The following is a 234-nucleotide window of genomic DNA, read 5'->3' on the forward strand; positions in this document are numbered from 1 at the left end:
GGGAGCGCGGCCCTTGACCGGATCGGCCACGGCGCGGACGGTTTGGATCAAGCAGAGCAGGAGCAGCGCTTTCAGGGTCCTAGCGAGCATGGGTCAGCCCTCCAGTTGGAATGCTTCGCGCACGGGCACGAAGGGCGTGGGTTTCCCGCTGTCGTACACAACGTGCCAGTACTTCGGCGGACGCCGGGACGGGTCGTGTTTCGCGCAGAAGGAACGGGGACGGCAGAGCCAGCG

The 234-nt window shown here is 66.7% G+C and carries 1 protein-coding gene; it reads right to left on the bottom strand.

Annotated features, from left to right (window positions below):
- Positions 1 to 93: 93 nt before the first annotated feature.
- Positions 94 to 234: lysogeny maintenance protein PflM (locus HMPREF2924_RS35880; protein WP_168172954.1), on the bottom strand; the 141-nt coding region annotated here is incomplete at its 5' end.

This window comes from Pseudomonas sp. HMSC063H08, from assembly GCF_001813645.1.
Taxonomy (GTDB): Bacteria; Pseudomonadota; Gammaproteobacteria; order Pseudomonadales; family Pseudomonadaceae; genus Pseudomonas; species Pseudomonas aeruginosa.